Origin of the sequence: Pseudomonas sp. P7759, from assembly GCF_013386445.1 — a bacterium.
Lineage (GTDB): Bacteria > Pseudomonadota > Gammaproteobacteria > Pseudomonadales > Pseudomonadaceae > Aquipseudomonas > Aquipseudomonas azotoformans_A.
This window is the reverse complement of sequence record NZ_JACART010000035.1, coordinates 1-22,346: the sequence shown is the minus strand read 5'-3', so window position 1 is coordinate 22,346 and position 22,346 is coordinate 1. Positions and strand designations below refer to the sequence as shown.

Here is a 22,346-nt window from a genome sequence, read left to right as displayed (position 1 = left end):
AACCACAGGCGCTTGGCGCAGTTTGTGCTTTGACTTAGAGGTCAACAAATCACGACGCCACAGAGCGTCACAGGGAGCCGGCATGCTGGAAAAGCTGTTTCAACTCAAGGCACACAACACCAACGTGCGCACCGAAATTCTCGCGGGCATCACGACATTCCTGGCCATGGCCTACATTCTGTTCGTGAACCCGAGCATCCTCGGCGAGACCGGCATGGACAAGGGCGCGGTGTTCGTCGCGACCTGCCTGGCCGCTGCCATCGGTTCGACCGTGATGGGCCTGATCGCCAACTACCCGATCGCCCTCGCGCCGGGCATGGGCCTCAACGCCTTTTTTACCTACACCGTGGTCCTGCACATGGGCCATACCTGGCAGGTGGCGCTGGGTGCGGTGTTTATTTCGGCGGTGCTGTTCTTCCTGCTGTCGATCTTCCGTATTCGTGAATGGATCATCAACGCCATCCCACTGCCCCTGCGCTCGGCGATTGCCGCCGGTATCGGCCTGTTCCTGGCGTTGATCGCCCTGCACAACGCCGGCATCGTAGTCGGCAACCCCAACACTCTCGTGGGCCTGGGTGACCTGAAAAAACCCGCGCCGATCCTGGCTACGTTCGGCTTTATCCTGATCGTCGCCCTGGAAGCCTTGGCGGTACGCGGTGCCGTGCTGATCGGCATCCTGGCGGTGACCATCGTTTCGATCCTGCTGGGCGTCACCGCGTTCGGCGGCGTTGTCTCGATGCCGCCTTCCCTGGCACCGACCTTCCTGCAACTGGATATCAAAGGCGCGTTGGATATCGGCCTGGTCAGCGTGATCTTCGCCTTCCTGTTCGTTGACCTGTTCGACAACTCCGGCACCCTGATCGGTGTGGCCAAGCGTGCGGGCCTGATGGGCAAGGACGGCCACATGCCAAAAATGGGCCGTGCGCTGATTGCCGACAGTACCGCCGCCATGGCCGGCTCGCTGCTGGGTACGTCGACCACCACCAGCTACATCGAATCGGCTGCGGGCGTGAGCGCCGGTGGCCGTACCGGCTTGACTGCCATCGTGGTCGCGATCCTGTTCCTGCTGGCACTGTTCTTCTCGCCGCTGGCCGCCAGCGTGCCGGCCTTCGCCACTGCGCCGGCACTGCTGTTCGTGGCGGTGCTGATGACCCAGGGCCTGGCTGAAATCGACTGGGACGACATTACCGTTGCAGCGCCGGTGGTGATCACCGCCCTGGCGATGCCTTTCACCTATTCCATCGCCAACGGCATCGCCTTCGGTTTCATCGCCTGGACCGCCATCAAGCTGCTTTCGGGCCGCTACCGTGAGCTGAACCCGGCACTGGTGATTCTGTCGATTCTGTTTGTGATCAAGCTGGGCTGGTTCAACGCATGACTTTTGACGCCGCAAGCTACACCGCTCAACTGCAAGACAAGGTCACGCGCTTGCGTGACCTGCTGGCCCCGTTCGACGCGCCAGCGCCGCAGGTCTTCGACTCGCCGCTGCAGCACTTCCGTCTGCGCGCGGAGTTCCGCCTGTGGCGCGAGGGCGGTGAGCGCCACTACGCGATGTTTTCCCAGGACGACAAGCGCACGCCGATCCTGATCGAAGAATTCCCCATCGCCAGCCTGCGCATCAACCAGTTGATGCCGCAACTCAAGGCCGCCTGGCAAGCCAGTGCAGCCCTGAGCCACAAGCTGTTCCAGGTGGAGTTCCTCACCACCTTGGCCGGCGACGCGATGATCACCCTGTGCTATCACCGCCCGCTGGACGAGCATTGGCACACCGCCGCCAACCAACTGGCTGCTGACTTGAATGTCAGCATCATCGGCCGCTCCAAGGGCAAGCGCGATGTGATCGGCCATGACTACGTGGTGGAAAAACTCGACGTGGGCGGCCGCACCTTCAGCTATCGCCAACCCGAAGGCGCCTTCACCCAGCCCAACGGCACGGTGAACCAGAAGATGCTCAACTGGGCTTATGAAGCCCTGGGTGATCGCCCGGATGATCTGCTGGAGCTGTATTGCGGCAACGGCAACTTCACCCTGCCCCTGGCCACCCGCGTGCGCAAAGTACTGGCCACCGAAATCAGCAAGACCTCGGTGAATGCGGCCCTGAGCAACCTCGATGAAAACGCGGTGGACAACGTCACCCTGGTGCGCCTGTCAGCCGAAGAACTCACCGAAGCGCTGAACGAAGTGCGTCCGTTCCGTCGCCTGCACGGCATCGACCTGAAAAGCTATGAATTCGGCAGCGTCTTCGTCGACCCGCCGCGCGCCGGCATGGACCCGGACACCTGCGAGTTGACCCGGCGCTTCGACAACATCCTGTACATCTCCTGCAACCCGGAGACGTTGGCGGCGAACATTGCGCAACTGCATGACACGCACAAGATCACCCAGTGTGCGATGTTTGACCAGTTCCCGTGGACGCACCATATGGAGTCCGGGGTGTTATTGACCCGGCGGTAACTCAACGTCTTCCGGTTCCTTCTTGCGCGGCCGCCCGCCCTTCTTGCCATTGGCACGGGCGGCGGCGGCTTTGGCGGCGCTGCTTTTGCGGCCGTTGCGCGAGGCCACCAGGCTGGTGGCCAGGTCCATCAGCGGTTTGCTGGTGGCGATCAGGCCCGTGACTGAAACGTCCAGGTCCTGGGCCTCACAGCACAGCGCCTTGCCGCCAAAGCCAACTTCCAGTTGCGCAAAGTCCTCCAGGGAAAACCCCTCGAACTCGGGCAGACCAGCCACTGGCAGTACAACACGACTGCCGTCGCTAAAGCCGATGGAAATGCAGTTGTCTTCATAACGCACAGAGCTGGCACGGGCATAAAGGTGCCGTGTCTTGCGCCCTCGGGCTATCGCCTTTTCGACGTCGGCCTCAGTGAGCGGTTTATAGGGTACAGCTTTGGCTTTTACGATTTGCTTCATAGTTCAATCTCCACGAAACCCGGCGCTCTGACCAGATTCAAAATGGTTTTCTGCCCCACGACATCGTGCCGGGCACGCGCGATCACATAAACACCCGGCTGAATGATCAGCCCAGGCAACACTTCGCGAGCCTCCCAATCCCAGGAATGATTCTCCAGGCAGACCGTTTGCAGGTATTCCCACCAGATCCTGCGTGCCCGCGCCAAGTAGTGCCGCTGCATGATCGCCCCACGTATTTCTTTCAAAACCGCCATGGGTGGCTGCCACCGCTCAGGCTCTACGTCCCACAACTCCACTTCCCCATTCAGAAAGCTGAATCGAAAACGCGCATCCCATTCGTTCCCCCGCACATGCACATGGGGCGGGCAATGCTCATCCCTGATAAACACCGAAATCACATAGCCTTTGTAAGTGCCTACTCGCATCGTAACCCATCCGTTAGGTTATTTTCCGCCAGGTAACAATTTTCCCTTGTCACCCGACAACCGGCTCCATTTCCCAGAGCTGATTCACAGATTAGTAAGCACAAAAAACCCGGCGAATGCCGGGTTGTAACCACTCATGCCGAGGGCTGGAAATACCCCGCCAAGGCCCGCAAGTCCTGCTCGCTCAGCAACCCCGCGTAATACTTCAGCTGAATCCTTGCCAGCAGATACGCATGTCGCGCATTCGCCAAATCACGGCGGGCGGTGAAGAGTTGCTGTTCGGCGTCGAGCACGTCGAGGTTGACCCGCTCACCGCCGGCCACACTCTTTTTCGTCGCAGCGACTAAAGCCGTGGCAGAGCTGACGGCCATTTCATAAGCACGCACTTTCGCCGCGCCACTGGTGTTGAGGTTGAACTGTTTGCGCAACTCCACCAGCGTGGCCGAGGTTTGCGCGTCCAGCTCGTATTGGGCCTGGGACAGCTGGTTCGCCGCCTGGCGGGTCGACGCCGACACACCACCACCGGCAAACAGCGGCAAACTGACCTGGATGCCGACGGTATTGGTGTCGTACTTCTGGTTGTAGCTACTTTCCGAGTCGGAGTTGGTCTGGCGGCTGGTGGCGTACAGGCTGACCTTGGGCAGGTGGCCTGCGCGTTTGCGTTCCACTTCATAGGAGGCCACGTCCAGGGCATGGTGCTGGGATTTGAGCTCCGGGTTGTTGGCCATGGCCATCTCGCGCCAAGCTTCGAAACGATTGGGCTCCAGGGGCGCAATCTCGAATTGGCGCGTCAGCGGCGCCAGTTCTTCGATCTGCAACGGTTGGCCGACGATGGCTTCCAGCTCGCGCAAGGCGCTGTCCTGGGCGTCTTGCGATTCGATTTCTTCGGCCTGGGCCAGGCTCAGGCGCGCCTGGGTTTCCAGCACATCGGTGCGTGTGCCTTCACCGCCTTTTAGAAGACGATCATTGAGTTGCAAGCGCTCGGCATACGCACGCTTCTGTGCACGGCTCAGCTCGATGCGTTCCTGGGCCAACAACGCCTGGCTGTAGGCATTGAGTACCCGCACCGCCAGTTCCTGGCTCTTGCCGCGAAAGCGTTCATCAGCCATCAATGCCTGAGCGGTGCCCTGGCGAAAACGCGCATAGGCTTCGTAATCCAGCAGCGGCTGCTGCAAGGTCAGGGTCGACGCATAGCTGCGGTAATCACGGTCGCTTTTGACATCACCCGCCGTTACTTCGGACTCGTTGCGCGAGTTGTTATAGCTCCACGACAAATTCGGCAACAACGCCGCACGGCCGATCGCGCGGTTTTCTTCACCGCCTTCACGCTCCTGGATGGCAGCCTGAAACGTCGGATCATTGCGCAAGGCCAAGTCGTAGGCATCCAGCAAACCCAGGGCGTGTGCCGCCGAGGTACAACCGAAACACAGGGTAAACACCAGCGCCTTCATTCTTCCACCAGGGCCATATGGGTGCGATCCATCAGGGGTTTGAACAGGTAGTTGAGCATCGAGCGCTCCCCGGTCTTGACGAAGGTTTCCACCGGCATGCCTGGGCGGATCTGCACACCGTCCAGTTGCTGCATGCCGGCCGCGCTCACCTGGGCACGCAGCGTGTAATAGGGCTCATCGGTGCGTTCATCGACCTGACGGTCCGCCGAGACCAACGTCACCTCACCGGCCACCCGTGGCGTGGTGGATTGGTTGAAGGCCGAGAACATCAGTTCCACCGGCAGGCCGGGATGCACCTTGTCGACCATCTGCACCGGCACCCGCGCCTCCACCAGCAAGGGCTCGCCCTGGGGCACGATGTCCATCAACGGCTGGCCGGGCTTGATCACGCCGCCTTCGGTGTACACGTCCAACCCCACCACCACGCCGCTTGCGGGCGCACGCACCAGGCTGTTCGCCAATTCGAACTCGGCCGACGCCAGGCGATTGCGAAGGTCGTCGCTGCGGGTGCGGGTCTCGGCCAACTGGCCGCGCAGGTCTTTCTGGAAGTCTTCGCCGAGCTGGCGGATGCGCAGGCGCAGTTCCATCACCTGGCGTTGCAGTTGGCCGATGCGACCGTAGTCCTCGGCGATGGCGCCGTCGATCTGAGAGTACAGTCGCTCGCTGTCGAGCAGGCGGTTGCGTGGGATATAACCTTCACGCGCCAACTCGCGCAGGCCTTGCAACTGCTCGTTCAACGCTGCGCGCTGCTGGACCTTGCTCGCTTGCGAATCCCGTGTACCGCGCAGTTGCGCCTCGGCCCCGGCGATGGTTTCGCGCAGGCCTTGTTGCTCGGTGGCCAGTGCCTGGGCGCGGCTATTGAACAACTGCCGTTGCAGGCTCAAGGTGCCCGCCGCCTGCGGATCGTTAAGCAATTCAGCGTTGAAGGTGATCGCCGCCAACCCTTCGCTTTCAGCACTCAAGCGCGCCTCGCTGGCCAGGGACGCCAGGTACTGGCTGCGCAGGGACTGCATCTGCCCGCGCAACGGGGTTTCCTTCAAGCGCAACAACACTTGACCGGCGCTCACCACGTCACCGTCGCGCACGTCGATACGCTCGACGATACCCCCGGCCGGGTGCTGCACGGTCTTGCGATGGCCCGAGACCATGACCTTGCCCGGCACGGCCACGCCCTTATCGAGTGGCGCCAAAGCCGCCCATCCGAGGAAGCCAGCAAAACCGCCGAGTACCAACAGCCATCCCAGGCGCGAGTACTTTTTGTCATCCAGCGCCAGCACATTATTGGGCGCATCGCTGATCAATACAGGTTTGCTCTGGTTCATGCCTGTTTTCCTTCACCGAGGCGGTAACTCATGCTCATGGTCGATACCGGTTTGGGCGCTGCCGGTTTCTGCCGTGCCTCCAGCACACGCGCCGTCGGCCCAAAGGCCTGCAGCTGACCTTCCTTGAGGATCAGCAACTGGTCAGTCAGGGTCAGCACGTTGGGTTTGTGGGTGATCAGGATCACTGTTCGGCGCTGCTGCTTGAGCTGGGTGATCGCTTGGAGCAAAGCCTGCTCGCCGACTTCATCGAGGTTGGCGTTGGGTTCGTCCAACACAATCAGCGCGGGCAGGCCGTACAGCGCGCGGGCCAGCGCAACGCGTTGCTTCTGGCCACCGGAAAGCCCGCTGCCGCCCTCCCCCAATTGCGTGTCGTAGCCCTGGGGCAATTGCAGGATCAGCTCATGCACGCCGGCCATTTGTGCAGCCGCGAGGACTTTATCCGCGTCGACCTCAGCAAACCGCGCGATGTTTTGCGCGATGCTGCCGGCGAACAGCTGGATGTCTTGCGGCAGGTAACCGATGTGCGGGCCCAACTGCTGCTTGTCCCATAAGGCCAAGTCGGCGCCATCCAGCCGCACCTTGCCGGTCAGGGGCGCCCAGGCGCCCACCAGTATCCGAGCGAGGGTGGATTTGCCGCAGCCCGACGGCCCGATCACGCCCAGGACTTCCCCGGCTGCCAGGTTGAAACCCAGATTGGCCAACGCGGGCCGACGGCTGCCGGGGGCACAGGCGCTGATCTGTTCGACGCTCAATTGGCCTTTGGGCACCGGCAGCGTCATACGCTGCGGACGCGCGGGATTGGCCTCCAGCATCTGCGACAACCGATCAAAGGCCAGGCGCGCCGAACCCCACTGTTTCCACACGCCGATCAATTGGTCGATGGGGCTCAGCACGCGGCCCATCAGGATCGAGCCGGCAATCATCATGCCCGGCGTGATCTCGCCTTGCACCGCCAGCAAGGCGCCCAGGCCCAGCACCAGGGATTGCAGCGCCAGACGCACGCCCTTGGACCAGGCGGTAACGGTCGCGGTCTTTTCACTGGCCAGGTTCTGCTGCGCCAAAAACGCCTGATGCTGGCCAAACCAACGCGCACGCAAGGTGGCGAGCATGCCCATGGCTTCGATGGTGTCGGCATTGCGCAGGTTGGCCGTGGCCTGCTGGCTGGCGCTGATGGACAGTTGGCTGGCCAGGGCCATCGGCGCCTGACTGACGTGATGGTTGACCCACGCCAGCACAATCAACAACAGCGCGCCGACCAGCGCCAACAGACCGAGCCAGGGGTGGAACAGGAAAATCACCAGCAGGTACACCGGAAACCACGGCGCATCAAAGAACGCGAACAACGCCTGGCCGGTGGCGAACTGACGCAGCGTGGTCAGGTCATGCAGCGCCTGGCCCGCCGCTTGGGTACCGCCCTTGAGTTGCGCTTCAAACGCGGCGTCGTACACCCGTTGGTTCAAGCGCATATCCATCTGCGTACCGAGGCGGATCACCACCTGGCTGCGCACCCATTCCAACGCGCCCATCAGGCCGAACAGGCCGAGGATCATCAGCGTCAGCATCAACAGGGTCATCTGATTGCCCGAGGCCAGCACCCGGTCGTACACCTGCAGCATGTACAGCGCCGGGGCGAGCATCAGCAGGTTGATCACCGCCGAGAACAGGCCGATGTTGAAGAAGCCACTTTTATAGGCCTTGAGGGCGGCCAAGGTTTCGTTGCCGACGTGGCGCATCTGGGGGTTCTCATGGGGTTGAGCGGGCAGCGCCGCCGCGTTGACAGGCAAAGCGACGCTGCGCAGAATTCGGCACCGCCGTCGCTGAAGAGTTAGAAGGCTTGGCGACAGCGGTGTGTAAAACGGCGAATGGGAGAGCGATCTTCCATTCGCTTTTTTGCTTAAGCGGCCAGGGCGAAGTCCTGCGGCACGTCTTGCACGCCCACCAGGGCAACGTCGGACGCTGCGACCGAAGCCGAGTCCACATGAGCCACACCGGCAGCCGCCAGTTGGTCGAACGTCGAGTTGATCGACAGGCTTGGGTCGATGTCCTTGAGCAGGGAGTCGATCGCCGAAGCCAGTGCCGAGCTGTCGCCACTCATCAGGCCGTATACGATTTTGTGCACCTGGCCATCACGGCCTTCGGATTGCAGGCTCGACAGGCCCAGGTTGGCGAAGCTGACTTCCTGCTCGGCGAGGCTGTAGCTACCGCCGGCCCCGCCGCCGGTCAGGATAGTGCCCAGGTTCAGGGAGTCGATCGAACCCCACAAGGTGTGCGACGGCGGGTTGAACAAGGTGTAATGCAGGTCACCATTAGCCACCACAGCCGCGTTGCTTTCAGTGCTCGACACACCGTATTGGGTGCCATCGAACGGGCCAGGATTGAAACCACCGGTGTTCGAACCCTCCTTGACCGACCCTTCACGGTGGTTCAGGTCACCAAAGTAAGCCGACCAGTCGCTCAGGTACTCGGCAACGGTGTTAGTGGCGTAGGTCGTGCTGTATGAAATAGAAATGCTCATGCAAAACTCCAAGTCATGGGGTGGTATCTCCACAGCAAGCCACTGCCTGCTGTGGTTTTGCCCGTCACTGGGCAAAATCGGTCAGAACTGATATTCAACGGTGCCTTGCAACGTGCGCCCACGCCCCAGGGTGAAGGCCAACACGTCGCCCAGCGGCACCAGATAGGCGCGGTCGGTGACGTTTTCCATGGCCAGGCGCAGGGTCAACTGGTCGGTGGCGCGGTAGCTGCTGTAGAGGTCATAGACGGTGTAGGGCTTCCAGTCGGCCGGGTACACACCGGTTTGCGAAGTGGTCACGCCGACGCCGCCCTTGACGTAGTAACCACCGCTGTAACGGGCGCGAACGCCCACATCCAACTTGCGCTCAAGGAAGCGCGCGCCCAGCGTCGCGGTGCCGCGATCCATCGGCATGTGCTCTGAGGAGCCCAGGATCGCGCTGCAACTCTGCCCCGCATTGGCCACGTCATCCGGCACCATCGCGTCTACCGGCGCCCGGCTACCCGGCCCTTTCTGGATCTTGGTCACACCGCCCAACCATGCGGTCTTGCTGCAGAACTTATTGCTGCCGAGCATGCGTGTGTAGTTGAACTGGCCGTAGGCGAACCCGGCGTCGTAATCCAGCTGGTATTCCAGGCCGCGAAAACGCGTGGTCTCCAGGTTGTTCACATACGCCGCATTACCGATATTGGCGATGCCATAACCTGGCGGCTGCACGCCCAGGGCCATATAGGAAAAGTCGTCCACACGGGTGTTGAAGTAGGACACTTTCATGCCCACGCGGTCTTCGGAGAACAGCAGGTCCTCCTTCAACACATTGAAGCCAACCTCCCAGGACGTGGACGTCTCAGGCTTCAAGTAGGGGTTGGGGAAAATCGACTCCGAGCCCCCGCCATGTGGCCGGCCACTCACCAGCGTTTCGGTGACTGCCGGCGGGCGCCAGCCCTTGCCGTAGGTGGCGAAGAGTTGAAGCCAATCCACGCCCGGCTTGATCGACAGGCCAAAGGTCGGCGAGAAATGCCCCTCTTCCCGATCCACGTCATAGGTCATGGGCAAGCCCACTTGCCGGGTGGTGCCAATGATGAACGTACGCGTGTTCAAACCGGTTTCGCCCCGCAGTCGATAGCGGTCGTAGCGCAACCCGGCGTTGAGGTTCAGCCAGTTGTCGTAGTCGAAATCCAGGCGCGCGAACAGGCTACCCATCGCCCGGTCACCTTTGGGCGTGATGCTTTCCGCCGCCGAGGCGGTGACGGCCGAGTCGGCGGCCACCATCTGGTTGGAGTCCGGGCGGACTTTGTCGTAGAAAAACTCCAGGCCATAGTTGGCCTTGATCACGGACAGTTCGCTCAAGGCAAAGGTCGAAGTGTTCTGTGCCTGGAAACCATAGGTGTTGGTCTGGTAGGTGACCTCGTAACCCTTGCTGCTGCCACGGGTCAGCGTGGACTGATCGTTGCGGGTATCGACGTAATAAAGCTTGGCCTTGAAATCGATCAGCGGGTTGTCCGGCGTGTAGCTGTAGTCCAGCGCGAAGTTCTGTGCCGTGACGTCACTGCTGCCGAGTTTCTCCCAGAGCTGGGCTTTTTCGGCGGTCATCATGTTGACGTCGTCATAGCCGACTTCGGTGGTCAGGTAGCTCAGTTGAAGGCGCTGATCCACCGGCAGGTTGAGGCCTAGCTTGAGCAGTCGCGAGCGCATCACCGAACCGGTGTATTCCACAGTGGAGTTCTTGATCCGGTCTTCACTGGCCGGCAGGAAGGAACTGCCAGTGCGCAACTCGCCAATGCTGCCCTGGGTGCCGGGCTTATAGTCACCGAGGTGACGCTCACTGGCCGCCACCAACATGTCCCACACGTCGGTGCCCACCGCAAACGCCGAGCTGCCGATAAAGTGCGTGCCGTTGCTGCGCCCGCCCAAGCCCGTGGTCAAGCGGATACGCCCGCCGACTTCCTTGCCGTCCTTGAGCAGGTCGGCCGCTTCCACGGTACGAAAGTTGGCGACCCCGCCGATCACTCCTGCCCCACCCATCGTGGAAGTGGCGCCCTTTTCGATCACCACTTCAGACAGCAACTCCGGGTCGACATACAGCGTGCCATTGCGTTGCTGGTGGCCACTTTGTTGATAGTTCTGACGCATGCCGTCCACCGACATGTTTACCCGGCCGTAGTCCTGGATGCCGCGAATATTCACCGACAAACCGGGGTCTTGCTGGCTGACCGCCGAGTAGACGCCCGGCGCCTCCTCCAGCATTTCAGCGGCATGCCGGGGCGGGTTGCGATCCAGTTGCTCGCGCCCGACCACACTCACCGAGCGGGGCGACGAGTACACCCAATCGTTGGGGTGCAGGCCGGTGATCGTGGTGGTGCCCAGCGCCAAAGCGGCGCCGCTCTGCTCAACGCGGGTCAGGGTGACCTGACGCTCGCCGTTGAAGCGGTACTCCACCGGGGCGTTGCCCAGCAACCGCGCCAAGCCTTCCTGCACGCTGTACTGCCCTTTCACCGCCGTACTCTGCAGACCTTCCAGGCGCTGGCTGTCGAACAGCACTTGCAGGCCGGCTTGGTCGGCAAACGCCAGCACGGCACTGCCCAGGGATTGCGCAGGGATATCAATCATCAACACAGCTGGCTGTGCAGCCTTCACCTGGGGTTGCGCGGCGTACACCGGGGCCGCAACGGCGAACAGGCCCAAGTGGATGGCCAGGGCTAACCGGCTAACGGTGATACGCCCCTTGTTGAGTGCTGACATTTCTGTTGTTCCCTGCGCTGAGCGTTTTTTGTTTATGCGAATGCTTCTCACCTAGCAAGACGTGCGACGCGCAGGAAGTCAGTAAGATTTTTTGAAAGTTTTTCAGGAAGGGGGATTTCAGGCGGTGGGAGCAGGCCCCCACCGGGTCATCAATAGATCAGGCTGAGGCCAGCCAGGTCCAGGCGTTGCACCTGGAGTTCCTGGGTGAGCGTGGCAAGGGCAGTGTCGAGCATGTCGAGGCGGAACACGCCGCTGACTTCACGCTCACCGAGGGCCGAGTCGGTCAACACCACGCGCCCGGGACGGTAGCGGTTGAGCTGTTGGATGACAGTGGCCAACGGCTGGCGATCAAAGATCAACACACCGCGCCGCCAGCTGGTGGCGCGCGCAACATCGAGTTGGTCCAAGGGCACGATGCCTTGCTGAGGGCTGTAGCGTACGGCCAGGCCTTCCTGGATCACCCTGTCGGACGGGCCCTTTTTCGGCGTCGCGTTCAGGGACACCTCGACACTGTGTTCCAGCACGCCAACCCACGCCTGACTGTCGTCTTCGCGCTCTACCACAAACCGCGTGCCCAGCGCGCGGGTCTGGCCGCCGGCACTTTGCACCACAAACGGCCGGGTTTCCTCACCGACCATCGGCGCCACGTCAAAAATTGCCGAGCCTTGGAGCAGGCTGATGCGCCGTTGCACACCGTCGTAGTCCAGGCGGATGGCACTGGCGGAATCCAGCTCGACCTTGCTGCCGTCGGCCAGGTGCACGGTGCGCACCTCGCCTTTCGCGGTGATGTAATCGGCTTGCACGCGCAGCAACACGTCCGGCCCGCGCACCCAGCCAACACCGGCCACGATCACGACCAATGCGACGGCGGCCGCGCGTTGCCATGGGCTTCGCCGCCTGGAGCGGCGCACGGGCATCGTTGCCGCTGACGGACGCTGGCGGTGCACGGGCTCGTCCTTGTACACATCGCCCAACGCCGCCCAGGTCTGTTCGGCAAAACGCAAGGCCGCTTCATGGCGGCTGTCGCAGGCGATCCAATGCTGCAGCTCGGCCTGCTCCTGTTCGGTCAGGGCACCGGCGTGCAGGCGCACCGCCCATTCGGCGGCCGCCTCGGTAATGCTGTGCTGTTGCGGACCCTGGCTATTCACGTGTGAATCTCGAATTTTTCGTTATGTAACGCTGTGACGTCTGACGTGGCGAATTTCGGTAACTCATTCGTCGGATGGCGCCACTTCGCCGTCCTGCAAGCGCTGCATCACGTAGGCCAACGCCTTGGCCAGGTGCTTTTGTACGGAGCTGTCGGAGATGTCCAGGTGGCGGGCGACCTGGGCGTGGGTCATGCCTTCGATACGATTGAGGCGGAAAATCTGCTGGGTGCGTTCCGGCAACTCCGCCAGTGCCTGCTTCAATGCCTGTCGCTGTTGCTGCGCCATTGCCTGAGCCTCCAACCCGGCCACTTCATCTTCAATCTCGGCCAGCGCCTCATGGGGCACGGAGTCTGTCTTGCGCCGCGCTTCCTGGCGAATATGGTCGATCAGCAGATTGCTCGCCGTTCGATAGAGATAGCCCTGGGAGTTGTCGATGCGCTCGCCGGCGGGCTTTTCGGCCAGGCGCAGGAAACTCTCCTGCACCAGGTCTGCGGCCAACTGCGGGTCCCGTACCTTGCGCGCCAGATACCCGCGCAGGGTATCGGCATGCTTGAGAAACAGGCCTTTGAGATCCACGTCCGACAAACCGACTCCCTGGAATGTAAAGGAAACAGGCGGGCATATTAAGCGTTGTCGAGAATGATTTTCAATTGATATCTAATCTGATCCGCTCGTGCGAAAGGTCGGATTAACAGTTCGATAATCGAACACATCCGCCGCCATCAATTGACCAAATTAACTAACCAGTACATTTTATCTGCACAACTAACAAGAACTGTGGAGATACTCCCAATGCCGCCTATCGTGCTGGTGCTCAACGGCCCCAATCTCAACCTGCTCGGCACCCGCGAGCCCGCCACCTACGGTCATGAAACCCTGGCCGATGTTGCCGCCCTGTGTGGCCGCAGCGCCGAACAACTCGGGCTGAAAATCGAATTTCGCCAGACCAACCACGAAGGCGAATTGCTCGACTGGATCCACGGCGCCCGCGCCCGTTGCGCCGGCATCGTGATCAACCCGGCGGCCTGGACCCACACCTCCGTGGCGATTCGCGACGCGCTGGTGGCCAGTGAAGTGCCGGTGATCGAAGTGCATCTTTCCAATGTGCATGCCCGCGAAGCGTTCCGGCATCACTCGTTTGTGTCGCCGATTGCCAAGGCTGTCCTCGCAGGTTTCGGCAGCCACGGCTATCACCTGGCCCTGGAACATTTCAGCCAGTTGCTCAAAGGGTCGGCCCGATGAAACCGCGCATCCTCGCCGGCCTGATTGGCGCCGGCATCCAGGCTTCCCGCACGCCCGCCCTGCACGAACAGGAAGGCGATGCCCAAGGCCTGCGCTACCTGTATCACCTGATCGACCTTGAGCCCCTGCACCTGGACACCAACGCCCTGCCCGACCTGCTCGACGCCGCCGAGCTGATGCACTTCACCGGCCTGAACATTACCTACCCGTGCAAGCAGGCAATCCTACCGCTGCTCGATGAACTGTCCGACGAGGCCCGCGGCATTGGCGCGGTCAACACCGTGGTGTTCAAGGACGGCAAGCGCATCGGCCACAACACCGATTGCCTGGGGTTCGCCGAAGGCTTTCGGCGCAACCTGAAGGATGTGGCACGCCAACGCGTGGTGCAGATGGGTGCCGGCGGTGCGGGCGCGGCGGTGGCGCATGCGCTGTTGGCGGAAGGTGTGCAGCAGTTGAGTATTTTCGATGTGGACGCCAGCCGCGCCCGCGACCTGGTGGATAACCTCGCCCAGCGTTTCGGCGCCGGTCGGGCCCAAGTGGGCAGCCAACTGGAAAATGCCCTGGCCGAGGCCGATGGCTTGGTCAACACCACACCGATGGGCATGGCCAAGCTGCCGGGCACACCCGTTCCGGCCACCTGGCTACGCGCTGAATTGTGGGTGGCGGAGATCGTGTATTTCCCGCTGGAAACCGAACTGCTGCGCGATGCCCGCGCCTTGGGTTGCCGTACCTTGGATGGCGGCAACATGGCGGTGTTTCAGGCGGTGAAGGCGTTTGAGCTGTTCAGTGGGGAAGTGCCGGATGCGCAGCGTATGTTGGCGCATTTCCAGGCCATGAATACCTAACTGCCGAAACCGGATCAAAAAATGTGGGAGCGGGCTTGCTCGCGAATGCAGTGGATCAGTCGCAACATGGTTGCCTGACCCGCCGCATTCGCGAGCAAGCCCGCTCCCACATTGATTGCATTTCAATTTTGAGAGCCGCGCTTGCTCAAGCCTGCAAGTAACGCATCACCGACTCACAAATCATGTCCCGATGCCGCTGTTTAACCGCCTCATCCGACAGGTCGATCTGAAAAATCTCACTGAAGGTATGGCGGTTGGACACCCGGTAAAAGCTGAACGAGTTGATCAGCAGGTGCACGTCCAACGGCTCCAGCCCTTCCCGGAACAAGCCCAGCTCGGCCCCCCGGCGCAAGGTTTCACCCAGCCCTTCAAGGATCTTGCTGTTCATCGCCTTGATGGTGTCGGTGCGCTTCACGTACTCGGCATTGTGGATATTTTCGATGCTGACGATGCGCACGAAGTCCACGTTCTGATCATGGTGATCAAAGGTGAATTCCACCAGCCGCCGGATCGCCTCGCGCGGCTCCAGCGCCGTGAGGTTCATGCGGGTTTCGGTGTTGCGGATGTCGCCGTAGAGCTTCTCCAGCACTTCGACGTACAACTGCTCCTTGCTGCCGAAGTAGTAATAGATCATGCGCTTGGACGTGTGGATACGCTCGGCGATCGCGTCCACGCGAGCGCCGGAAAGGCCCTGCTGGACAAACTCGACGATGGCTTCCTGGAGTATGTTTTCGCGGGTCTTTTCCGGATTGTTCTTACGACTCTTGCGAGGTGCCTCGGTGGTCATGGTGCGCTCACGGCCAGTGTTATGCAGGCCGTGATTATGGGCCGCGATGCGGCCTGAAAGAAAGCACCTGACCCACCGTTATAAACGCGCCTGGCGCACCGCACCGCTGCGCGATTTGGCCATCGCCGCCAGGCGCACCGCCACATTGGCCGCGCCGTAGCCGGCATAGCCATTTTTGCGCTGGATGATCTCGAAGAAAAACCGCCCTTCGAACGGTTCGGTGTACACGTGAAACAACTCACCGCCCTGGGCGTCGCGGTCGTACAGCACGTTGTAGTACGCCAACTCGCTGAGGAACTCATCATCGAAATCGAAACGCGCCGCCAGGTCGTCATAGTAGTTGAGCGGGATATCCAGCAGCGGCACACCGGCCTCTTTGGCACGGCGCACCTCAGCGAAAATATCCGCGCAGTCGAAGGCAATGTGGTGCACGCCCGAGCCACGATAGCTCGACAGCGCGTGGGAAATCGCGGTGTTGCGGTTCTCGGAGATGTTCAGCGGCAGGCGGATCGAACTGCAACGGCTGCGCAGGGCACGGCTTTTTACCAGACCGTAAGGGTCCGGCAGCACCACTTCGTCGTCGGCTTCGAAATCCAGCAGGCTCTTGTAGAACAGCACCCAACTGTCGAGGCTGTCGGCCGGCAACGCCATGGCCATATGGTCGATGCGCAGCAAGCCGCCGCTGGACGACGCGGCAGGTCGCAGGTTGAAGTCGGTGTCGTAGAGGCCGCCTTCACTCTGGTCCACCAGGTAAATCAGGCTGCCATCCGGCGCACGCACCGCCGCCAACTCCAGCTCGTTGGGCCCGACCAACCCGCGATAGGGCTGGCCTTTGTAGGCCACCGCGCGTTCCAGGGCCTTGGCGCTGTCCTTGACCCGGATCGCCGTGGCGCACAACGACGGTCCATGAGCTTCGAAGAAGTTGTGGGCAAAGGAATAGGGTTCGCAATTGAGGATCAGGTTGATATCACCCTGGCGCAACAGGCTCACGCTCTTGGAGCGGTGCTGCCCGGCCTTGACGAACCCCAGGCGTTCCAGCCAGTGAGTCAGCTTGGCGCCGAGGCTTTCATCCACGGCGAACTCCAGGAACTCGATGCCGTCGTACTCGCTGGCGGCCGGGGTGTCGAACAGAATTTCAACAGGCTGCGCCGGCGCTTCTTGCTTCAGGCGCTCGCGGGTTTTCTCTTCCAGGTACAGCAAGGAGCGCAAGCCATCCGCCGCATTCGCGCGGGTCGGCGCGGCGCGGAAGCCATCGTTGAAAATCTCCAGGGACAGCGGCCCGGTGTAGCCACTCTTGATGATCGGCGCAAGGAACCCCGCCAGGTCGAATTCGCCTTGGCCGGGGAAGCAGCGGAAATGCCGGCTCCACTCCAGCACATCCATGGCCAGGATCGGCGCGTCGGCCATTTGCACGAAGAAGATTTTGTCGCCGGGGATCTCGGCAATCCCACTCGGGTCGCCTTTGAGCGACAGGGTGTGAAAGCTGTCGAGCAATACGCCGAGGCTGGGGTGATCGACCTGACGCACCAGGTTCCACACCTGCTGCCAGGTGTTCACATGCTTGCCCCAGGCCAACGCTTCGTAGCCGATGCGCAGGCCACGCCGGCCAGCGTGTTCGGCGAGCAGGCTCAGGTCATCCAGCAAAATACGCTCGTCACCCACGCTGTCGGCCGAGGCATTGCTGCACACCAGCACCAGGTCGGTGCCCAGTTCCTGCATCAAATCGAATTTGCGCTCGGCACGTTCCAGGTTGCGCGCCAGGCGGTCACGGCGGCAGCCTTCAAAGTCGCGGAACGGCTGGAACAAGGTGATGGCAATGCCGAGGTCGGCGCACATTTGCCTAACTTCGCGGGGGCTGCCGTCGTAATACAACAAGTCGTTCTCAAAGATCTCGACCCCATCAAACCCGGCGGCGGCAATGGCTTCGAGCTTTTCCGGCAGGGTGCCGCTCAAGGAAACAGTGGCAATGGAACGTTGCATGGGCGACTCCCGGCAATTGTTGTTTGTGGCAAATTATTCGCCCCTAGCCTAACCGCAGCAATTAAAATGTACGAACCAGTTAGTTTTTGGTGCGATTATCGAACACTATGCCCCTTTGGCGAATTGACGATTTTTTAGCCACTGCGCACCATCGATGACGTAACAGACCCAGAACACACCATAAAAATTTCAAAAAACGGGTACGACCTCATGCCTCTGCAAAACTCCGCCCTGGCCGCGCGCCACGGCACCCCGCACGCCGGCATCGGCGACAAGATCCGCGGCGCCCTCGCCGTGGGCAAAACGCGCTGGGGCATGTTGGCCCTGGTGTTTTTCGCCACCACCCTCAACTACATCGACCGCGCCGCGCTGGGCGTCATGCAGCCGATCCTCGCCAAGGAGATGAGCTGGACGGCGATGGACTACGCCAACATCAACTTCTGGTTCCAGGTCGGCTACGCCATCGGTTTTGTGCTGCAGGGTCGTTTGATCGATCGGGTGGGCGTGAAACGTGTGTTCTTCTGCGCCGTGCTGTTGTGGAGCCTGGCCACCGGCGCCCACGGCCTGGCGACGTCGGCGGTCGGCTTTATGGTGTGCCGCTTTATCCTTGGGCTGACCGAAGCCGCCAACTACCCGGCCTGCGTCAAGACCACGCGGTTGTGGTTCCCAGCCGGTGAACGTGCAGTGGCCACCGGTATCTTCAACGCCGGCACCAACGTCGGCGCGATGATGACGCCGATGCTGCTGCCATTGATCCTGCACGTGTGGGGCTGGCAGGCGGCGTTCCTGTGCATGGCCTCGCTTGGCGCGATCTGGCTGGTGTTCTGGGGCTTGAAGTACTACAACCCCGAAGATCATCCGACCGTTAAGCAATCCGAATTGGACTACGTGCAACAGCAAGTCGAACCGGAACAACCGGGCGTACCGTTCAGCCGCATCCTGCGCATGCGCGGCACCTGGGCCTTCGCCATCGCCTATGCGCTCACCGCGCCGGTGTTCTGGTTCTACCTGTACTGGCTGCCGCCGTTCCTGAACCAGCAATACAACCTGGGCATCAACGTGACCCAAATGGGCATTCCGCTGATCATCATCTACCTGACGGCGGATTTTGGCAGCGTGGGTGGCGGGATCCTGTCGTCGTTCCTGATCGGTCGTGGCATGAACTCGATCAAGGCGCGGTTGCTGTCGATGCTGCTGTTTGCCTGCTGCATCGTCGGCGTGATCATGGCGGCCGGCTCCAGCCAACTGTGGGTCGCGGTGTTTGCAATCTCCCTGGCCATCGGCGCGCACCAGGCCTGGACCGCGAACATCTGGAGCCTGGTGATGGACTACACGCCCAAGCACATGATGAGCACGGTGTTTGGCTTCGGGGGCATGTGCGCGGCCATCGGCGGCATGTTCATGACCCAGATCGTCGGCCACATCCTGACCGTGACCAACAACAACTACACCGTGTTGTTCACCCTGATCCCGGCGATGTACTTCATTGCGCTGACCTGGATGTACTTCATGGCGCCACGCAAGATTCCTACCGTAGACGTCTAACTCTACCTACGCCGCTGCTGCCAGGCAGCGGCCAGCCCGCTCATGCAGATCACCCCGATGCCGACCACTGTGGTCACATCGGGGGTATGGCTGAACACCAGCCAGCCCAACAACCCCGCAAACACGATCTGGCAATAGCCGAACGGCGCCAGCAAGGCCGGCGCCGCAAAGCGGAACGCCTGGGTCAGCATCAAGTGCGCGGTCATCCCGCAAGTGCCCAGGGCCAGCATCAATGCGCCATGCCACAGCGTGGGGACCTGCCAGAAGAACGGCACCATCGCACTCATCACCAAGGTATTGCACAGGCCGGCAAAGAAGTTGCTGGTGGTGGGCGTGTCGTATTGGCTGAGGATGCGCGTGAGCAGTTGGTAGAAGCAGAAGAACAACGCCGAACACAGCGGCAGCAACACCGCCGGGGTGAACAGTTCGCCGCCGGGGTGGATGATGATCAGCACGCCGACAAACCCGCAGATCACCGCCAGCCATTGGCCACGGGTCACGTGCTCACCGAGCAGCGGCACTGACAATGCAGTCACCAGGATCGGCGCCAGGAAGTTCACCGCCGTGGCTTCCGCCAGCGGGATGTAATGCAGCGCCGCGGTAAAAAACAGACTGGTGCCCAACAGGCACAACGCCCGCACCACCTGCATCCCCGGTCGCTTGCTACGCAATACCCGCAGGCCAGACTGCGGCAGGAAAATTCCGGCCATCAACAAGGTGTGCACCAGGTAACGCGCCCACACCACCATCACGATCGGGTAGAACCCCGCGAGGTATTTGGACAAGGCGTCGTGACTGGAAAACAGAAACGTCGCCAAAACAATCAGCAAAATGCCCTTGAAGGGATGGTTGACGCCGGATAAAGGGGTACTGACGGTCATCGGATTCTCGTGTGTGGCGCGCGGTCGAGCTCAACCCGGTAATCTAGCAGCCGGGTCGGAGCCTGCCCCAAGAGCATAACCAAACACCGTGCGAACAGCGCACTAAATCACCGGTTTCGAGTCCAACGCTGCACGTTGACCGCCCAGTTGCACACTTTTCAACCAAGGCCTTGCTGCTATGAAAAAAATTATCTTTGCTCTTTCTGCCCTTGCCCTGCTCACCGCCTGCAATCAGGAAACCCAGGAAGCGCCCAAACCCGCGCCGGCTTCCGTACAAGCCACGTTGGTGCCAGAAACCCCGCCCACCGACAAATGGGTGGGTAAATGGATCGGCGTCGAAGGCCTCTACCTCACCATCGCCAAGGACGACAGCATCGGCCGTGGTCACTACCTGCTGACCATGAAGTACGGCCTTGATGACGACGACGCCGGCACCTTCAAAGGGGAGGCGAACGAAGACGGCATCGCCTTTACCCGCCCGGACGGCCCACAGCAGCTGAGCGCCGGCAACGGTGAAGCCACCGGTTTGAAATGGCTGGCAGATAAAAAGGATTGCCTGGTGGTGGATACCGGCGAAGGTTACTGCCGCGACTGACCCGGTTTTGCTGACACAAGTTTCATCTGGCACCCCTGCCGGCAAGGGTCGAGAGCGGCGATACTACGCAGCTCTCGTTCCTGTCGGACAGCCGGGCTGGCGCCATTCCTACGCACCAACAACACTGTTCCACAGTTCATCGAGAGGATTTCACCATGCTATGGAAAAAAGGCCGACGCAGCGACAACGTGGTGGATGCCCGCGATGACAGTGGTGGTGGCGGTGGCGGCATGCGCTTTGGTGGCGGCAAGGGCCTGAGCCTGACGGCCATTGTGCTGATCGTCGGCATCGGCTGGCTGACCGGCCAGGACCCGTTGCAGATCCTCGGCCAGTTGACCGGCCAGATGGAACAGGCGCCGTCAGTGAGCACGCAATCACGCCAGGCGCCGCCGGCCAACGATGAACAAGCGGATTTCGTGCGCGCAGTGCTGGGCGATACCGAAGACACCTGGGCCCAGGTGTTCCAGGAAAACGGCTTGGCGTACAAGAACCCGAAACTGATCTTGTTCCGTGGCCGGGTGAATTCCGCCTGCGGGGGTGCCACCTCGGCCAGCGGCCCGTTTTATTGCCCGGCGGACCAGCAGGTGTACCTGGACCTGGACTTCTTCCGGGAAATGTCACAGCGCTTCCAGGCTGCTGGCGACTTTGCCCAGGCGTACGTGATTGCCCACGAGGTCGGGCACCACGTGCAGACGCTGCTGGGTATCTCGTCGAAGATCCAGGCGGCACGCCAGCAAGGTCGGCAGATGCAGGGTGACGGCGGTCTGCTGGTGCGTCAGGAACTGCAAGCCGACTGCTTCGCCGGGGTCTGGGCCAACCGTGCGCAAAAGCGTCTGAACTGGCTGGAGCCGGGCGATATTGAAGAAGCACTGAATGCGGCCAACGCCATCGGCGATGACCGGTTGCAGCAACAGGGTCAAGGGCGCGTCGTGCCGGACTCGTTTACCCACGGCACCTCGGCACAGCGGGTTCGCTGGTTCAAGACCGGCTTTGCCCAGGGCCAGATCACTCAATGCGACACTTTTACCGCCAAGAGCCTTTAGATGAATAAACGATTGGGATTGCTGCTGGGTTTGCTGGTCACCGGTTCCGCTTTGGCCGCCGGGCACAACGTCAACGAGGCCAATCTCGATCGCTTCCCCCTGAAGGCAGGGGATTTGAGCCTGGGGTTGAGCCAGGATTGGCGCCAGCCACTGCCCAACGTCACCCGTGCGTTGATCATCGTGCATGGGCGCCTGCGCGATGCGCAGACCTATCTGGAGAGCGGCGAGAAAGCCGCCCAAGATGCCGGGCAAGCGGCCAACACCTTGGTGATCGCGCCAAGGTTTCTCATTGAGTCGGATGCGCGGCACGAGCATCTGGACAATCAGCTACTGCGCTGGACCGACAATGGCTGGATGGCCGGCGAGCCGTCCACCGGCCCAGGCCAAATCAGCTCGTACGGCGCCCTCGACCAGATCATCAAGCACCTGGGCAACCGCAAACTGTTCCCTGCGTTGAAAGAAATCGTGGTGGCCGGGCATTCCGGGGGTGGCCAGGTGGTACAGCGGTTTGCCCTCACCAGCCACGACCATCCGAAACTGCAAACCGAAGGCATCCGCCTGCGTTACGTGGTGGCCAACCCGTCCTCCTACGCCTACTTCACCCCGCAGCGTCCGGTGAAATTCGACATTGCCAGTTGCCCTGGTTTCAACGACTGGAAATACGGCCTGCAAAACCTGCCGGCCTACGCCCAAGGCCAGAGCGCCGAACAGCTTGAACAGGCGTATGTGTCACGCGACATCACCTACCTGCTGGGCCAACAGGACATCGACCCAAACCATCATGCGCTGGACAAAGGCTGTGAGGCCGAAACCCAGGGCGCGTATCGCCTGATTCGTGGGCACAACTATTTTGACTACCTCAAGCAGCGGCATCCGCAGTTGGGGCATCAGTTGGTGGAGGTGCCGGGGGTGGGGCATAAC

General features: G+C 61.4%; 20 protein-coding genes. 8 read left to right on the top strand and 12 right to left on the bottom strand.

The annotated features are described in order from the left end of the window. Window positions 1–82 precede the first annotated feature (82 nt). Together HX823_RS23030 and trmA are read left to right on the top strand one after the other, a co-directional pair. On the top strand, window positions 83–1,378 hold the full coding sequence (locus HX823_RS23030; protein ID WP_033897883.1) for an NCS2 family permease: 1,296 nt from the start codon (window positions 83–85) through the stop codon (window positions 1,376–1,378). Then, on the top strand, window positions 1,375–2,454 hold the full coding sequence (gene trmA / locus HX823_RS23025; protein ID WP_038847591.1) for a tRNA (uridine(54)-C5)-methyltransferase TrmA: 1,080 nt from the start codon (window positions 1,375–1,377) through the stop codon (window positions 2,452–2,454). The genes HX823_RS23030 and trmA overlap by 4 nt, the downstream gene beginning before the upstream one ends. Here the strand turns inward: trmA and HX823_RS23020 are convergent. The 9 genes from HX823_RS23020 to HX823_RS22980 all read right to left on the bottom strand — a co-directional run bounded on the left by HX823_RS23020 (window position 2,437) and on the right by HX823_RS22980 (window position 13,092). Then, the gene (locus HX823_RS23020; protein ID WP_033897885.1) at window positions 2,437–2,907 is read right to left on the bottom strand and encodes a DUF2442 domain-containing protein; all 471 of its coding nucleotides are present in this window, start codon (window positions 2,905–2,907) and stop codon (window positions 2,437–2,439) included. The two genes, trmA and HX823_RS23020, sit on opposite strands and share 18 nt — an antisense overlap. Further along, window positions 2,904–3,332 (bottom strand): DUF4160 domain-containing protein, encoded by a 429-nt coding sequence (locus tag HX823_RS23015; protein WP_177076896.1) that lies wholly within the window; start codon window positions 3,330–3,332, stop codon window positions 2,904–2,906. The genes HX823_RS23020 and HX823_RS23015 overlap by 4 nt, the downstream gene beginning before the upstream one ends. Before the next feature lie 134 nt (window positions 3,333–3,466). After that, on the bottom strand, window positions 3,467–4,783 hold the full coding sequence (locus HX823_RS23010; RefSeq protein WP_177076894.1) for a TolC family outer membrane protein: 1,317 nt from the start codon (window positions 4,781–4,783) through the stop codon (window positions 3,467–3,469). Continuing rightward, window positions 4,780–6,105 carry an HlyD family type I secretion periplasmic adaptor subunit gene (locus HX823_RS23005; protein WP_038847586.1) on the bottom strand — a complete coding sequence of 442 codons (1,326 nt, stop codon included), beginning with the start codon at window positions 6,103–6,105 and terminating at the stop codon, window positions 4,780–4,782. The genes HX823_RS23010 and HX823_RS23005 overlap by 4 nt, the downstream gene beginning before the upstream one ends. Further along, entirely contained in the window at window positions 6,102–7,838 is a 1,737-nt protein-coding gene (locus HX823_RS23000) for a type I secretion system permease/ATPase (protein ID WP_177076892.1), read from the bottom strand. The genes HX823_RS23005 and HX823_RS23000 overlap by 4 nt, the downstream gene beginning before the upstream one ends. 161 nt (window positions 7,839–7,999) lie before the next feature. Beyond that, window positions 8,000–8,620 (bottom strand): heme acquisition protein HasA, encoded by a 621-nt coding sequence (locus HX823_RS22995; protein WP_033897897.1) that lies wholly within the window; start codon window positions 8,618–8,620, stop codon window positions 8,000–8,002. A gap of 81 nt (window positions 8,621–8,701) precedes the next feature. Then, on the bottom strand, window positions 8,702–11,359 hold the full coding sequence (locus HX823_RS22990; RefSeq protein ID WP_177076890.1) for a TonB-dependent receptor: 2,658 nt from the start codon (window positions 11,357–11,359) through the stop codon (window positions 8,702–8,704). Window positions 11,360–11,508: 149 nt separating this feature from the next. Beyond that, complete coding sequence (locus tag HX823_RS22985; protein ID WP_177076888.1) at window positions 11,509–12,507, bottom strand: FecR family protein; 999 nt, start codon at window positions 12,505–12,507, stop codon at window positions 11,509–11,511. Between the two features lie 63 nt (window positions 12,508–12,570). Further along, entirely contained in the window at window positions 12,571–13,092 is a 522-nt protein-coding gene (locus HX823_RS22980; protein WP_028618031.1) for an RNA polymerase sigma factor, read from the bottom strand. Between the two features lie 207 nt (window positions 13,093–13,299). Between HX823_RS22980 and aroQ the strand changes: the two genes are divergently transcribed. After that, window positions 13,300–13,749 (top strand): type II 3-dehydroquinate dehydratase, encoded by a 450-nt coding sequence (gene aroQ, locus HX823_RS22975; RefSeq protein WP_010206717.1) that lies wholly within the window; start codon window positions 13,300–13,302, stop codon window positions 13,747–13,749. Next, entirely contained in the window at window positions 13,746–14,594 is an 849-nt protein-coding gene (locus tag HX823_RS22970) for a shikimate dehydrogenase (protein ID WP_177076886.1), read from the top strand. Before aroQ ends, HX823_RS22970 begins: the two co-directional genes overlap by 4 nt. 145 nt (window positions 14,595–14,739) lie before the next feature. Here the strand turns inward: HX823_RS22970 and HX823_RS22965 are convergent, their stop codons facing one another. Both HX823_RS22965 and quiC read right to left on the bottom strand, forming a co-directional pair. Next, window positions 14,740–15,381, bottom strand: coding sequence for a TetR/AcrR family transcriptional regulator (locus tag HX823_RS22965; protein ID WP_028618034.1), 642 nt, complete (start codon window positions 15,379–15,381; stop codon window positions 14,740–14,742). A gap of 78 nt (window positions 15,382–15,459) precedes the next feature. Beyond that, window positions 15,460–17,361 (bottom strand): 3-dehydroshikimate dehydratase QuiC, encoded by a 1,902-nt coding sequence (quiC, locus tag HX823_RS22960; RefSeq protein ID WP_177076884.1) that lies wholly within the window; start codon window positions 17,359–17,361, stop codon window positions 15,460–15,462. 210 nt (window positions 17,362–17,571) lie between these two features. On the opposite strand from quiC, the gene HX823_RS22955 reads away from it, so the two are divergent. Then, on the top strand, window positions 17,572–18,906 hold the full coding sequence (locus HX823_RS22955) for an MFS transporter (RefSeq protein ID WP_016976741.1): 1,335 nt from the start codon (window positions 17,572–17,574) through the stop codon (window positions 18,904–18,906). Window positions 18,907–18,908: 2 nt separating this feature from the next. Here the strand turns inward: HX823_RS22955 and HX823_RS22950 are convergent, their stop codons facing one another. After that, window positions 18,909–19,787, bottom strand: a complete 879-nt coding sequence (locus tag HX823_RS22950) for a DMT family transporter (protein ID WP_033897907.1) — start codon at window positions 19,785–19,787, stop codon at window positions 18,909–18,911. A gap of 178 nt (window positions 19,788–19,965) precedes the next feature. On the opposite strand from HX823_RS22950, the gene HX823_RS22945 reads away from it, so the two are divergent. The 3 genes from HX823_RS22945 to HX823_RS22935 form a co-directional block, all read left to right on the top strand. Further along, window positions 19,966–20,382 carry a lipoprotein gene (locus HX823_RS22945; protein WP_177076882.1) on the top strand — a complete coding sequence of 139 codons (417 nt, stop codon included), beginning with the start codon at window positions 19,966–19,968 and terminating at the stop codon, window positions 20,380–20,382. A gap of 155 nt (window positions 20,383–20,537) precedes the next feature. Further along, the gene (locus HX823_RS22940) at window positions 20,538–21,425 is read left to right on the top strand and encodes a neutral zinc metallopeptidase (RefSeq protein WP_038847567.1); all 888 of its coding nucleotides are present in this window, start codon (window positions 20,538–20,540) and stop codon (window positions 21,423–21,425) included. Beyond that, a partial coding sequence (locus tag HX823_RS22935) for an alpha/beta hydrolase (protein WP_177076880.1) occupies window positions 21,426–22,346 on the top strand: 921 nt, incomplete at its 3' end.